The 12260-nt window shown below is 60.9% G+C and carries 16 protein-coding genes and 1 pseudogene; 8 read left to right on the forward strand and 9 right to left on the reverse strand.

Going from position 1 to position 12260, the window contains the following annotated elements:
- The first annotated feature begins 77 nt into the window (after nucleotides 1-77).
- Together M3A49_RS06895 and M3A49_RS06900 are read left to right on the forward strand one after the other, a co-directional pair.
- Nucleotides 78-1151 carry an enoyl-CoA hydratase-related protein gene (locus M3A49_RS06895; protein ID WP_266228027.1) on the forward strand — a complete coding sequence of 358 codons (1074 nt, stop codon included), beginning with the start codon at nucleotides 78-80 and terminating at the stop codon, nucleotides 1149-1151.
- 282 nt (nucleotides 1152-1433) lie between these two features.
- Entirely contained in the window at nucleotides 1434-1715 is a 282-nt protein-coding gene (locus M3A49_RS06900) for a CBS domain-containing protein (RefSeq protein ID WP_266228028.1), read from the forward strand.
- Here M3A49_RS06900 and M3A49_RS06905 read toward each other — a convergent pair.
- Nucleotides 1702-1913: pseudogene (locus tag M3A49_RS06905) on the reverse strand (hypothetical protein); the annotation flags it as partial. The gene M3A49_RS06900 and the pseudogene M3A49_RS06905 overlap by 14 nt on opposite strands.
- Nucleotides 1914-1933: 20 nt before the next feature.
- Here M3A49_RS06905 and M3A49_RS42620 point away from each other — a divergent pair.
- On the forward strand, nucleotides 1934-2152 hold the full coding sequence (locus M3A49_RS42620; protein WP_416338924.1) for a nuclear transport factor 2 family protein: 219 nt from the start codon (nucleotides 1934-1936) through the stop codon (nucleotides 2150-2152).
- A 186-nt stretch (nucleotides 2153-2338) separates the two neighbouring features.
- Here M3A49_RS42620 and M3A49_RS06910 read toward each other — a convergent pair whose 3' ends face one another.
- Complete coding sequence (locus tag M3A49_RS06910; RefSeq protein ID WP_254354523.1) at nucleotides 2339-2938, reverse strand: NADPH-dependent F420 reductase; 600 nt, start codon at nucleotides 2936-2938, stop codon at nucleotides 2339-2341.
- Between the two features lie 311 nt (nucleotides 2939-3249).
- Entirely contained in the window at nucleotides 3250-3984 is a 735-nt protein-coding gene (locus M3A49_RS06915) for an SDR family NAD(P)-dependent oxidoreductase (RefSeq protein ID WP_266228029.1), read from the reverse strand.
- A gap of 129 nt (nucleotides 3985-4113) precedes the next feature.
- Between M3A49_RS06915 and M3A49_RS06920 the strand changes: the two genes are divergently transcribed.
- The gene (locus tag M3A49_RS06920; protein WP_266228030.1) at nucleotides 4114-4692 is read left to right on the forward strand and encodes a TetR/AcrR family transcriptional regulator; all 579 of its coding nucleotides are present in this window, start codon (nucleotides 4114-4116) and stop codon (nucleotides 4690-4692) included.
- 390 nt (nucleotides 4693-5082) lie between these two features.
- Here the strand turns inward: M3A49_RS06920 and M3A49_RS06925 are convergent, their stop codons facing one another.
- A complete protein-coding gene (locus M3A49_RS06925; RefSeq protein WP_254354520.1) occupies nucleotides 5083-5454 on the reverse strand; it encodes a DoxX family protein in 372 nt (123 codons plus the stop codon).
- Nucleotides 5455-5533: 79 nt separating this feature from the next.
- Nucleotides 5534-6406 (reverse strand): NmrA family NAD(P)-binding protein, encoded by an 873-nt coding sequence (locus tag M3A49_RS06930; RefSeq protein WP_266228031.1) that lies wholly within the window; start codon nucleotides 6404-6406, stop codon nucleotides 5534-5536.
- 280 nt (nucleotides 6407-6686) lie between these two features.
- Between M3A49_RS06930 and M3A49_RS06935 the strand changes: the two genes are divergently transcribed.
- Nucleotides 6687-7106, forward strand: coding sequence for a winged helix-turn-helix transcriptional regulator (locus tag M3A49_RS06935; protein WP_254354518.1), 420 nt, complete (start codon nucleotides 6687-6689; stop codon nucleotides 7104-7106).
- A gap of 255 nt (nucleotides 7107-7361) precedes the next feature.
- Nucleotides 7362-7619, forward strand: coding sequence for a carboxymuconolactone decarboxylase family protein (locus tag M3A49_RS06940; protein WP_416338925.1), 258 nt, complete (start codon nucleotides 7362-7364; stop codon nucleotides 7617-7619).
- Nucleotides 7620-7640: 21 nt separating this feature from the next.
- On the opposite strand, the gene M3A49_RS06945 is transcribed toward M3A49_RS06940, so the two are convergent.
- The 3 genes from M3A49_RS06945 to M3A49_RS42625 form a co-directional block, all read right to left on the reverse strand.
- A complete protein-coding gene (locus M3A49_RS06945) occupies nucleotides 7641-9170 on the reverse strand; it encodes a SulP family inorganic anion transporter (protein ID WP_266228032.1) in 1530 nt (509 codons plus the stop codon).
- 111 nt (nucleotides 9171-9281) lie between these two features.
- Nucleotides 9282-9902, reverse strand: coding sequence for a carbonic anhydrase (locus M3A49_RS06950; protein ID WP_266228033.1), 621 nt, complete (start codon nucleotides 9900-9902; stop codon nucleotides 9282-9284).
- Nucleotides 9903-10266: 364 nt separating this feature from the next.
- A complete protein-coding gene (locus M3A49_RS42625) occupies nucleotides 10267-10500 on the reverse strand; it encodes an isochorismatase family protein (RefSeq protein WP_416338926.1) in 234 nt (77 codons plus the stop codon).
- A 366-nt stretch (nucleotides 10501-10866) separates the two neighbouring features.
- Here M3A49_RS42625 and M3A49_RS06960 point away from each other — a divergent pair, with 366 nt between their 5' ends.
- On the forward strand, nucleotides 10867-11073 hold the full coding sequence (locus M3A49_RS06960; RefSeq protein WP_028204535.1) for a hypothetical protein: 207 nt from the start codon (nucleotides 10867-10869) through the stop codon (nucleotides 11071-11073).
- A 19-nt stretch (nucleotides 11074-11092) separates the two neighbouring features.
- On the opposite strand, the gene M3A49_RS06965 is transcribed toward M3A49_RS06960, so the two are convergent.
- A complete protein-coding gene (locus M3A49_RS06965) occupies nucleotides 11093-11473 on the reverse strand; it encodes an ATP-dependent protease (protein WP_266228035.1) in 381 nt (126 codons plus the stop codon).
- Nucleotides 11474-11969: 496 nt separating this feature from the next.
- On the opposite strand from M3A49_RS06965, the gene M3A49_RS06970 reads away from it, so the two are divergent.
- The gene (locus M3A49_RS06970) at nucleotides 11970-12230 is read left to right on the forward strand and encodes a redoxin family protein (RefSeq protein WP_323183113.1); all 261 of its coding nucleotides are present in this window, start codon (nucleotides 11970-11972) and stop codon (nucleotides 12228-12230) included.
- The last annotated feature ends 30 nt before the right edge of the window (nucleotides 12231-12260 follow it).

Genomic DNA, 12260 nt, shown 5'->3' on the forward strand with positions numbered 1-12260 from the left:
TTGAGGGACTCGGCGTGAATGTCCGGAAGCATTGACACGGCTGCTCCCATCAGAATCGTCCTTTCGTCGAGCACCCCATGAACGATCAATACTTTCGCCTCAGTACCGAAGCAGGCATCGCGCATCTTCAATTGAACCGTCCCGACCGGCTCAATGTGATGGATCTTGCGTTTTATGCGGGCCTGCGCGAAATCGTGCAGACGCTCGATACGAGTGGCGAAGTCCGCGTGCTCGTCATCAGTTCGACGGGCAAGCACTTTTCGGCCGGCATGGATTTCGAGGTGTTCGCCAACATTTCGAACGACTTCGACACTAGCAGTCCACGCAAGCGCCTCGGTTTTCAGCGCGTCCTGGCAGGTCTGATGGACTGCTTCGACGTGCTCGACAAGGCACGTATCCCCGTCATCTGCGCCGTGCAGGGCGGGTGCATCGGAGGCGGGCTCGACCTTGCCGTTGCTTGCGACATTCGCGTATGCACGGCGGACGCATTCTTCTGCCTGCAGGAAACGCAGATCGGCATGGTGGCCGATCTGGGCGTGCTGCAACGCCTGCCCAAGCTCATTCCGGCGGGCGTCGCGCGCCAGATGGCGTACACCAGCGAGCGTTTGAGCGCCGAACGGGCGCTCGCCGTGGGGCTCGTCAATGCCGTGCTGCCCGACGCCGATGCGCTCCAGCACCATGCGATGGAGGTGGCGCGCAGCATTGCATCGAAATCTCCGTTGGCAGTGGCAGGGAGCAAGACGGCGATGAACTTCGCGCGCGACCACGGAACCGCGGAGTCGCTGCAACACATGGCGCTCCTTCAGAGCGCCATATTCGATACCGCGGACCTGTCCGAAGCCATCGCAGGCTGGCAGGCCAGGCGTGCCCCACGCTTCGAAGCCTTGCCGCCGTTGCCTGCCTTTCAGAGCCAGGGTGAGCGCCCGGCGAGCGCTGATTTGCAGACGTCTGCCCACACAGACGGGATTCGAGAAAAAACTCTGATGTCCTACTCAAGTGGGCGACCTGCTGGAAAGCGCCGCGGCCAAAGCCATCGTCGAAAAGCATCTGCCAGGCATCTCCTCGTATCCGCAGATCGGCATGGCGCGCGGCATGTCGCTGACGACGGCGGCGAAATTCACAGATGGCCTCATCTCGCAGGACGCGCTTGAAAAGATTGACGCGGACCTCAAGGCGCTGGACTGAGCGGCCTTGTCGGGTTGCGCGTCGCAATGGAAGCTTCGACATGGTCGGACAGTGCAGGATGGCCCGAGAATCGAACGCATTGGCGCTGGTTGCCAACCCGGTCCACGCCAGTCCCGAAAACGGCATTTCACATCGGGCGACGAAAGGTCCTAGCGCAAGCGTCCGCTTGATTGATTTAAGTCGATGCACCTGTGCAGCCGATCTCTAAATTGAGTTCCAGTGCGGCGTTAGCCGCTAACGGAGGAACCATGCAAGCTTCAGACATCATGACCACGGACGTCGTCAACCTGCGTCCTGACGCGTCGGTCTTCGAGGCCGCGACATTGCTCACCGACCATCACGTGAGCGGCGTTCCGGTCGTCGACGACACCGGCGCCGTTGTCGGGATTCTCAGCGAGGGCGATCTGCTGCATCGCGTGGAAAACACCGATGTAAGGGCGTCTTGTCCCCGGCGGCTTTCTCTTGCGCCGGGGATATTGTGCGGCCTCGCCAGGTCGTCGCGCTGCGTGCGGTCGGTCAATGAGGCATGAGTACCGGCAGCGTCATCGTGGAGAGTACGGATCGCGTGGCGCCACCCAGAACGAGTTCCTGGAATCGCGCATGGCCATCGTTACGTGCGCCGCTCGCAGGATGAACGGCAGCGCGTCGTGAACCACACGGGCGGCTTCGCGGCTCGCGTTCCAGGCAATGAGCACGCGGTCGCCGAACGACTCGAATCTTCCCGCGTTTATTTGCGGACCGAACCAACGTGTTTCGGTGTATCGCTGCCGAGGATTCGGTCGTATTCGTAGAGCATCGCCTCTCAGCCCGTTTGCCCAACGGGCGTCACTACTCCAACGATTACTGCTTCGTCTACGAAGTGAAGGACGGGCAAGTCGTGGCAATCAGGGAGTACATGGATACCCGGGGAGGCTGGGTCCAGGTCTTTGGCGATCGGGAGGCTTCCCGATTGATCGAGTCTCTGTGAAAGCAAACGTCTACGTTGCATTCCGATGCGCGCGGCAGCCGTGAGCATCGGCCAGTGAGCGATGGAAGAGTGGCGTCGGAGAGCATGCGAATGGGCAGATCGCAGTGCCCGAAACGGGTGCGCCGTGACGCACCGGCACGCGTTTAGCCATGCACGTGGCCGATGTGACTTTGTCGTGACGCACCGCTATTTGAACTTGACGAGATCCTTGAAGATCAGTTGAGCCCAGCTATTCCCCCTGGCCTGGACAAGCGAGCCACCATCCTTGAGCGGTCCTAGCGCAATCGGCGCGAAACCGAGCTGTTCGGCCAAAGCTGCGACCGGTGTCACCGCATTGTCGTCATCGCTCGACAGAAACACGACGCGGCTGCCGCCATTCACGCTCGGATCTGCGGCCAGAGCGGCAGCGGGCAGATGGTTAAAGCCCTTTACGAACCTGGCGCCGCTAAACGCTTTGGCGACAACTGCGGACGACGGCAGACCTTCCAGGTCTGCGACGGGAACACCGAAAGCATTTGTCGTGTCGATGATCGTCTTGCCCTGCCAGGTCGAGAGTTGCTTCGCGACTTCGCGATGTTCCCAAAACGGAACTGCCAGGAAGATCGTGTCGGACGCGATTGCATCCTGCAGCGTCGTGGGGACAACGGTGGGGCCAATCGCTCGTGCCTGCTGCATCAACGCTTCGGGAGGGCGCCGGCTGGCGACGGTCACGTCGATGCTCTTTCTTGCAAACGCTCGGGCGAGCGCCTGGCCTACGGCGCCAAAGCCAATAATCGAATAGCTCATACGAACTCTCCTTTCAGGGGACGTTTTGATCAACCACGGACCCAATGTCAATGGGTAACCGGGCGAGCGGGACCGCTACCCGCGTTTGGCGGCCCGCTGCGCGCGATGCGCCACGCGGGCCACAGCAGATGCGCGGAGCCGGGCGCGCTCACCGTCGTTTGCAGTGACGGTAGCGCGAGCAGGCGTGACAATAGCCGCTGGACAATCACCAAAGCCAATCCCGCTTACTGATCAGGAATCCATAGTGATTTCCACAATTCAGATCCTCTTCACCGCGTTGGTAGCGCCCTTACACGCTTTTCGGCGAGATTTTAGATGGCCGACAGGCCGCCGTCGACAGACAACTCCACTCCATTCACGAAGCTCGAATCGTCTGAAGCAAGAAACAGCGCGACCGTCGCAATTTCCTCAGGACGACCCATCTTTCCCCGCGGGATCACGGATTCGAACATCCGCTTCGCCTCCTCGTCGAGAACCTGGTCCTGCATCGGTGTGGCGATGGGCCCCGGGCTCAGCACGTTCACCCGGATATTCCTGCCCTTCAGCTCGTTGAGCCACGTGCGTGCGAATGAGCGCAACGCCGCCTTGCTCGCCGCATACACGCTGTAACCAGGAAAACCTTTTACCGAAGCCACTGACCCGGTCATGAAGATCGATCCGCCATCGTTGAACAACGGCAACGCCTTCTGAACCGTAAACAGCGTGCCGCGTGCATTCAGGTCGAAGATCGCATCGTAATGCTGCTCGGTAATCTCGCCCAGCGGGACGGCTTCGCCCCAGCCGGCGCTCGCGTACAGGACGTCGATCTTGCCCTTTTCCCGCTTGACTGTATCGAACAAGCGGTCGAGGTCGTCGAGATTGGCTGCGTCGCCGCGCACGCCGGTCACGTTCCTGCCAATCAGCTTGACAGCTTCGTCCAGCGTCTCCTGCCTCCGGCCCGTAATGAAAACATAGGCGCCTTCTTCAACGAACCGTCTGGCGCTCGCCAGCGCCATGCCGCTCGATCCACCGGTGATGACTGCAACCTTACCGTCTAGCTTTCCCATGACTTCTCCTTTCGTGGTGTCGGACAGCGTCTCGGTTCCCCTTTGCACAAAAACGCTGTATCTTGTGGATCACTGATCCAGATCCTGATTCCCAAGATACGGATCACTGATCCACTTGTCAAGAAAACTATGCGGGCCGACGCCAGAAAAAATTACGACCATCTGCTAGCAGTCGCGCGCGACGTCGTCACCGAGCATGGTGCCGATGCGTCCATGCGAGATATCGCCCGCCGGGCCGACGTCGGGTTGGCCACGCTGTTTCGTCATTTCCCAACTCGGGAAGCCTTGTTCGAAGCGTTGCTGCGCGAGAATCTGGACGCACTGACGCAGAAGGCAGTGGACCTCGAAACGTCGAATCCACCTGACGAAGCGCTCGTGTCCTGGTTTCGCGAAGGGGTGGCATTCGTTCATAGCTATAGCGGCGTTGTCGCCTTGATGGCGAGCGCTCACGCGGCCCCGGACTCCGCGCTTTATGCTTCATGCGCAGCGGTGCACTCAGCGGGCGAGCGACTACTGCTCCGTGCTCAGGCCGAGGGAACCGCGCGCGCCGATATGAATGGGGACGACCTGTTCGCCCTGATGTCGGCGCTCGGCTGGCTCGGCGACCAACCCTCATTCGCGCCACGCGCCGATCATCTCTTTCACGTAATCGCGAGCGCCATCCTGACTGACCGGACGAACAACGATGTCAAGACGGCAAGGCGTTGAGGCAGATCGGCGATCGGATGCTCGGGCCGAGAAGTCGCACATTTGCGGTTAATAGCGTAACCACAGCATTAGTGCTTTGAAGGCAACGCAACAGCTTGAACGGCTGTTGACGAAGGTGATGAGCCATTGGAGCGGCTGAGTTGTCGCACTAACCAGCGCCCCCACATGGCCGACTGCCGCCTGACGCGCTCGGCGATAGTCGACCCCGAAGGGCCGGTCGCGAGCACAAGACGTCGATGACCGCTTCGGAATTGCTTCGGACGCCCGTTGACCCACCAACCATCAAGCTCAATTCAACAGGTCAACCCTGTCCCATCCAGGATTTGAAACCGATAACTGGTTGGTAATAGCACTTCCAGCATGCTTTTAAGCTCTTGAAGGCCGTAAGGATTAGGCCCGAGCCAAAGAACCGGTAGCGAGCCGCTTGCGCCAGGCAATGCAGCCGACAACAATCGATAGTGTCGCCACGACAAGTGGCGCCACCCCATGTCCGAATTCGCCGTGGACTGTGACGGTCGCCAGCGCAGCCAACATCACGGTGCAGCCGAGCGCCGAGCCCCACAGCCGCGTCCGTGCTCGCGCCAGCAGAACGGCGGTCATGAGTTCCAGCGAACCAGTCACGAAATGGAACCAGTGCGGATATCCCCACTTCAGGTATTCCTCAAAGATGGATCGCGGGGCGACGATGTTACTGAGCGATCCCACGACGAAAAAAGCGGCAAGAACGAAAGGTAATACCTGGCGCCAGGAAATCTTGGACATTCTTCTACCTTCTCTGATGAGGGCACTGGCGAGGATCAGTGTGGCTCGCCGGGTCGACGAGCCGGCCGATCTCCGTTGTTCATGCCGTAGTGGCCTTGTGGGCCGCCGCAAAGACATCGCGAGGGGGCGTCGTGCCCGCGATGTGCTCCGTACCCGCGACGCCGAGGTCCATCCAGCCCGCGTTGACGGCATCGAACATCGCTTCGGCCGGTCCGGTCTGGCCCTTCGGGATGCCGAACTGTTCGAACGCTGCAGGCCACCCGGCCCGCGGGATGGCAAAGGCCTTGACGTCGCGCTGCAAGACTTCACCCAGCTGGGTTGCGACTTCATCCGCGCTGACCATTGAGCCAAGCTCAACGACGCGATGCCCTGACCACGCCGGCCCGGCCAAGAGCGTCGCCACCTCGGCGCCGATATCGTCGGTCGCGATCATGGTCGACTTCCGACTCGTCGGGTCGTAGTAGACGGGTAGCGTGCCGCCCTGGGCGACGTGCAGGCCGTAAAGGAAGTTTTCGAAAAACCCGCCGGCTCGCACATAGGCGATCGGCAACGTGAGGTGGCGCAGTCCTTGCTCCAGAAGCGACAGGGCCGTGATCATTCCCAGCCCGCTGGTTCTGTTCGCACCCATCGACGACAGCACAACCACCCGCGGTGGCGCGGCCCTGGTCAGCGCCTCGACATAGTTCGCGATCACGCTCTTTGCTTCCCTGAAATCAGGCGAGGGTGCCCAGACTGCCGGCAGCATGACAAATGCACCTTCGACCCCTTCGAGCGCTTTCTCTACGGCGGCTGCATCATTCCAGTCGCCGTCGACGAGTTCCACACCTTGATCCGCCCATTTCGTCGCCTTCTCGCGATTGCGGACCAGCGCCCGTACCTTCCTGCCTTGCGCCAACAGATGTTGGGCCGTCGCGCCGCCTACGCGTCCTGTAATTCCCATTTCCAAAAACATGTGTTTCTCCTGAAAATTGGCATTGCCCTTAAACGCCAACATTCCTGCGGCTGCCGATGGATGCGGTGAACCTGGAATCTTCGGCTTCCACCTGCGACTCCACCACGCGCTGGCCCGGATGTCCGCCGGAGTCTGGTACAGAAGGCAGGCGGGAACAGGGTTTGATATCCGAGCTCCCCGAGGAACAGTCTTTGTTTGAGGGCAGGTCTATCATAGAGACCGATGCCTCACGCCGGAAGGAGGCAGTTTTTTGTTACCAGAAGAGTTAAAGGGAACCCGAATGAGCACCGCTCAGAATGCGATCGAGAGATTCAGCCGATATCAACGTCAATTGGGCGACGCCCAGGCCGCACACTGCGCGATTCGCGACGTCCTCGACCGCATCGGCGACAAATGGAGCATGCTCATGATCATGGAGCTCGCGACGCGATCGCAGCGCTTCAGTGAGCTTCACCGGGCCATCCCGGACATTTCCAAGCGCATGCTTACCCAGACACTCCGCGATCTGGAGCGCGACGGACTCATCAGCCGCCACGTTTTTCCCACCAGCCCGCCAAGCGTCGAATATCGTCTGGCCCCACTAGGCCAATCCCTGTTGGAGCCGATGGCGGCCCTCATCGATTGGGCTGATCGTCGTTATCCCGACATCCATGCCGCACGTGTCCGCTTTGACGGCGCATCCGGTGCTGTCCCGCGCTAGATGCTCGGCCCGATGTGCGCCAAGCCGGAGACCACGCACTGCCTCGCCAGCGATGATTGAATTTTCATCCAGTTCGGCTGCGAGTGCGTCCGTCAACGCCACCATGCCGTTGGCTTTCACGAAGGTCGAACCATCAGTAGTAGTCACCCCCTCAATCAACTTTCGTAACAGAGGAAAAACATGAACGACTGGAACGAGTATCGCGAGCAACAGACGCTTCGGTTGCGCAAATTCTCCTAACTTGCCCCGGAAACCATGAAAGGCATCGCGTCACTAGGCCAGGCAGGGGAGAAGACATACCATCTCGACGCGAAGACACGCGAACTGATCTCTCTTGCCGTGGCCGTGACCACGCGCTGCGACGGCTGCATTGCGTTCCACGCGAGTGAGGCGAAGAAAGCGGGCGCAACGGTGGAGGAACTGTCGGAAGCGCTCGGCGTTGCCATCAACCTGAATGCCGGAGCAGCACTGGTCTATTCTGCGCGCACTTTGGACGCTTTCAGTAAAGCCTGATCGTCATCGCTGGGCGAGCGCTCAGGCGCCTGAGCGAGTTGCAGGCGGTAGCACGGCTGCGGCATGCCGGACTTCCACCGCGATCGATCGCAGCGGCGCATCGGCAATGAATCGATCGAGCAGTTCACACACGTCGTGATCGATGTAATCGGCACGCGAGGTGTCGACGATCACCGTCGCGCGATCCGGGATATGGGCGAGCATTTGCTTGAGCGGCACCTTACCTAGAAATGACACGTCCTTGCGAAAGGAGACCAGGAAATGATCGTCGTGCCGCGCGAGCGCGATCGGCCGATGCAGATTCGCCCACAGTGCGAGTCCGGCGCTGCACAGCACGCCGAGCATGATCCCGGTGAGCAGGTCGGTGGCGAGCACGCTGGCGATCGTAACGATGAATGGCGCGAACGGCGCCGTGCCCTGTTTCGCGAGCGCGATGAACAAGGAAGGTTTGGCGAGCTTGAGGCCGGTATGAATGAGAATGGCGGCAAGACTCGCGAGTGGAATCATGTTGATCACGTCGGTGAGCGCAAACACGCTGACGAGCAGCAGCACGCCGTGGACGATCGCGGAGAGCCGGCTTTGCGCTCCGGCGTGCACGTTCGCGGAACTGCGCACGATGACCGAAGTGATGGGCAGTCCGCCGATGGCGCCGGCGACGATATTGCCGACCCCTTGCGCCTTGAGTTCACGGTTGGGCGGCGCGGCGCGCCGCTGCGGGTCGATCTGCTCGACAGCTTCGAGGCTCAGCAGCGTCTCGAGACTTGCAACGACGGCGAGCGTCAGGGCGACGATCCAGATCTCCGGGGCGGCAAGGCGCGCGAAGCTAAGCTCGAATTCACCGAACTGGAGGGCGTCGCCGAGGGCCGCGAATGATTCGATGGCAGGCAGTGCCACGCGTTGTTCGACCGGCAAAGCGAACGTCGTGCCGGGCGAGCCACAAACCAGCGTCGCGCCCACGCCCGCAAGCACTACGACGAGCGGCGCGGGTACGAGCCGCACTAGCGGGAAGCGTCGCAATGCGCGCGTTTCCCAACCCGCAAGAATGGCAAGCGAGATCGCGGTGACCGCGCATACGATGGGCGAAATCGACTCGAGCGCGTGAGTCAGAGACCCGGTCTCGTTGCCCGAAGTCAGTCCGAGCGCGAGCGGAACCTGCTTGATGACCAGCAGCAGGCCGATTGCGGCGAGCATGCCCTTGATGACGGGTGTGGGCACATACGAGGCCAGGCGCCCGGCCTTGAGCATGCCGAAACCGAACTGCAGCACACCCGACAGCAGCACAGCAATCAGGAATGCAGAGAAACTGCCAAGGCGCGCAATGCCATCCACGACGATCACGACGAGTCCAGCGGCGGGGCCGCTTACGCTCAGGCGCGAGCCGCTGAGCGCGGCGACGACGATGCCGCCGACAATGCCGGAAACCAGGCCGGCCAACGGCTCCGCGCCGGATGCCCTTGCAATGCCGAGGCACAGCGGCAGGGCGACGAGAAAGACGACAGTGCCTGCGGCGAGGTCACGCGCAAGCGCGGACAGGGAAGCTCTCGAAGTCATGATGGAAGCGGGTAGAAGAGAAGGGTGGAGAACTCGGCGGCAGCGGCCTTGGCGCGACTTGAGGCCTGCGCCTCGAGCGTGCCGGGCTTGCGCAATGCGGAATGGATTTGCTCAGGCCGCCACGCTTGCCTTCGCAGTTTCAACGTCGTAGCCCGACGCGAGTTCGCGCAGCTGGCCGTCGTTCAGCGAAAAGATCCAGCCGTGCACGAGCGGCACAGGTGCGCCGTCGCGCACGAGCGGATGTTCGCGCAGCAGGCGCACCTGCTCGATCACGTTCAGTTCGGCAAGGCGGTTGATGCGCGCCTCTTCCGACGGCAGGCGCGCGAGCGTCGAGCGATGCGTTTGCGCGAGCGCGCAAAGCGGCTTGATGCGACGGTTCACGTGGGGCAGGGCTTCGGCGGGCGGTAGCAGCGAGGCGCGTACGCCGCCGCATCCGTAGTGTCCGCAAACGATGATGTGCACGACCCGCAGCACATGCACGGCGTATTCGAGCACGCTCATGTTGTTGTCATCGTCGGGATGGAAAAGGTTCGCGATATTGCGGTGAACGAACAAATCTCCGGGCGCGCAGTGCGTGACGCTTTCGGCGGGTACGCGGCTGTCGGAGCAGCCGATCCAGAGCACCTGGGGTTTTTGCCCTGTGGCAAGCGTGCTGAAGAAATGTGGATCGCGCCGGGCGATTTCCTGCGCCCAGGCGACATTGGCAACGAGCATACGTTTCGGAAGATTCATGGGTCGAGGCTCCTTTCAGGGCGGCGGCTTCGCTCAATCCTTACGTATACCTTTCTATCAGAAATCAGCCTGTCGTTTTCGAAAAATAAATCGGAACAATGCGCGGCGAATATAAAAAAACAGCCCCGCAATGCTCGTCGGTCAACGGTGGCAACGCAACGATCGAGATCTGGCTTGTCGCGCCGAACGTTCGGCAGCCCGCTGAGACGTATCAGCAACCCACGACACTCCTACGCCTCGTGCAGGCAACGCTTGCCGATGAAGGATCGCCTACTGCGGAAACTTGATCATGCTCGAGCGGGTCAGCGTAACGTTTCTGGACACGCTGCCCGGCGCGTTGGCGAGAACCCACGCAGCCGAGAACTCACCGAACGGGTCCTTGCTCGACATGCCATCGGTCGGGACCACGACCTTGAAGCCGCGCAGCGCCGCCTCGCTTGCGGTGTGCAACAACTGCGCCGTGTGCCATCGTGCCGGTTACGATCACGGTTTGAATGCCCTTGGCCTTCAGCGCCGTTTCAAGATCGGTGTTGAAGAACTTGTCCACACCGGATTGCACGACTTTCTCGTCTTCTTTGGCCGCAATAGCCGGCGGCACCGCCGCCAGTGCGCCCGTGCTAAAAGTGGCGATTCCAACGTTCGGAAACCGTGGATAGAAAGCAGATTTAGTTGGTTTTCGAAGGTCTATATATCGCTGGAAATCCAGCGTTCAAATGTCCGTGCAACGGTGTAGATCATTGACCGTTGTTGGCCGCCTGCGACCGAGTGTGTCTCGCGGTAAGCGAACCCAAAGCGGACCTGCATGCAACGTCGTCGCGACGACCGTTGCGATCGCCAGCCGATTGAGCGCATGATGGGTGAGCGCGGCTGGTTGTGCTCGTACCGCCGGTAGGCAGCACGCCTGGCGCGGCGGCGATACCCGGAGCAGTGAAGAAACGCACGGCGGCGGCACAAGGAGCTGGCGATGAAATTCTATGCGCGTGAGTATGAAGGGCGGCTGGAAGTGTTTAGCTTCGACGGTGTTTATAGAATTCGCATCGCTCAGTTGTGCGGCGCGGCAAAAACAGCGTTCGCCGATACCGTCCAGCTATGGATAGGTGACGGCGTATCAGCAGACGAAGCCGTTGCCCGAGAGGCCGAGTCATTGGCTCGATTAATTAACGAATACTAGAAAATGACAAGTCCGACGATCAGAGATCTCCGCACACCTCACCGGTTCCCAGCGCGCTCCGCCGCCGGTTGACCTCCGCCCAAAGCTCATCGCTGTCGTCATTGCGCAGCAGGACCACCCAGTCCAGTTGATTGTCGGCCACGCCGAAGTATCCCAGGATCTCCCTGCGAACGGCATCGACAAACTGCGCGTATTCCGGGGTTGCCTGGGCCTGAGCGTGCAAGGCGTCGTATGCCGCATCGTCCGCGCCGCCGCCGTGCTCGTCGATGTAGCGCGAGATCCACTGGTCCCGTTCGCGGTCGTAGTCGGCCTCGGCGCGCATCGCCTGCACTGCCGTGTAGAAATCCAGTTGGGCAAACGCGGCGATCGCCGCCGTTGTTGCCTCGTCGAATGTTGTCATCCCATATCTCTTGTTGACGGTGGCACATCATCTCACGGGCCGCACCCGGGCGGGTGCCGCGAATCCGGATGGTGCATCGTGCCCCCGGGGCGCCGACGTTTGGCCCGCACAAAGGCACCATGATCCGGCGGTCCACGCCTTCGAGCGCGCCATTCACATGGGCCCCACGGGGCGACAGGACACTCAATTTGCCGCACTGCGTCTCACGCGTCTCGGTACGCAGCTTATACAGCACGCATAAGCTGCCCCTAACCTGGCAGTCGTCGTGCCCGAAAGCGGCCGTTGCGAATCGAGTGAAAAGTGATTGCAACTGAAACAGGAGAGTCACATAAGACATTCGTCAACGAGTCCAGCAACTGGCGGCACGCTCGCTAGCTATGCAAGCCCTTTTCGTCGGCTCACCGAGAGAGCTAAACATGAAAGATCCGATGGACATTGACTGGTCAACCATGCCGGCCCGTATAGACGACGGGAGGGCAAAAGCTATATCTTCGGACTGTCAACGCAGGATACGCCGTATCAAAGAGGCGCCGTTGAGCGTCTGCATCTCCCGTATCCGCTATTGTCGGACGAGCATCTCATGTTGACGAAGGCGCTTTCCCTTCCGACGTTCACGGCTATGGGCATGACGTTGTTGAAGCGCTTGACGAGGGTCATTAACGACGGCGTGATTGAACACGTTTTCTATCCGGTGTTTCCCCCCGATCAGAATGCGGCTGAAGTGCTCGCCGGGCTAGAGGCGCAATGCGGTCAATGAGCGTCTGGACGCTAGCTCGGGCTACGCTTT

This window comes from Paraburkholderia sp. CNPSo 3076 (assembly GCF_026343935.1).
In the GTDB taxonomy this organism is placed as follows: domain Bacteria; phylum Pseudomonadota; class Gammaproteobacteria; order Burkholderiales; family Burkholderiaceae; genus Paraburkholderia; species Paraburkholderia nodosa.

Coding starts and splice junctions, on each gene's coding strand:
- M3A49_RS06895 (WP_266228027.1), top strand. CDS start 78: ATGAACGATCAATACTTTCGCCTCAGTACCGAAGCAGGCATCGCGCAT.
- M3A49_RS06900 (WP_266228028.1), top strand. CDS start 1,434: ATGCAAGCTTCAGACATCATGACCACGGACGTCGTCAACCTGCGTCCT.
- M3A49_RS06910 (WP_254354523.1), bottom strand. CDS start 2,938: ATGAGCTATTCGATTATTGGCTTTGGCGCCGTAGGCCAGGCGCTCGCC.
- M3A49_RS06915 (WP_266228029.1), bottom strand. CDS start 3,984: ATGGGAAAGCTAGACGGTAAGGTTGCAGTCATCACCGGTGGATCGAGC.
- M3A49_RS06920 (WP_266228030.1), top strand. CDS start 4,114: ATGCGGGCCGACGCCAGAAAAAATTACGACCATCTGCTAGCAGTCGCG.
- M3A49_RS06925 (WP_254354520.1), bottom strand. CDS start 5,454: ATGTCCAAGATTTCCTGGCGCCAGGTATTACCTTTCGTTCTTGCCGCT.
- M3A49_RS06930 (WP_266228031.1), bottom strand. CDS start 6,406: ATGTTTTTGGAAATGGGAATTACAGGACGCGTAGGCGGCGCGACGGCC.
- M3A49_RS06935 (WP_254354518.1), top strand. CDS start 6,687: ATGAGCACCGCTCAGAATGCGATCGAGAGATTCAGCCGATATCAACGT.
- M3A49_RS06940 (WP_416338925.1), top strand. CDS start 7,362: ATGAAAGGCATCGCGTCACTAGGCCAGGCAGGGGAGAAGACATACCAT.
- M3A49_RS06945 (WP_266228032.1), bottom strand. CDS start 9,170: ATGACTTCGAGAGCTTCCCTGTCCGCGCTTGCGCGTGACCTCGCCGCA.
- M3A49_RS06950 (WP_266228033.1), bottom strand. CDS start 9,902: ATGAATCTTCCGAAACGTATGCTCGTTGCCAATGTCGCCTGGGCGCAG.
- M3A49_RS06960 (WP_028204535.1), top strand. CDS start 10,867: ATGAAATTCTATGCGCGTGAGTATGAAGGGCGGCTGGAAGTGTTTAGC.
- M3A49_RS06965 (WP_266228035.1), bottom strand. CDS start 11,473: ATGACAACATTCGACGAGGCAACAACGGCGGCGATCGCCGCGTTTGCC.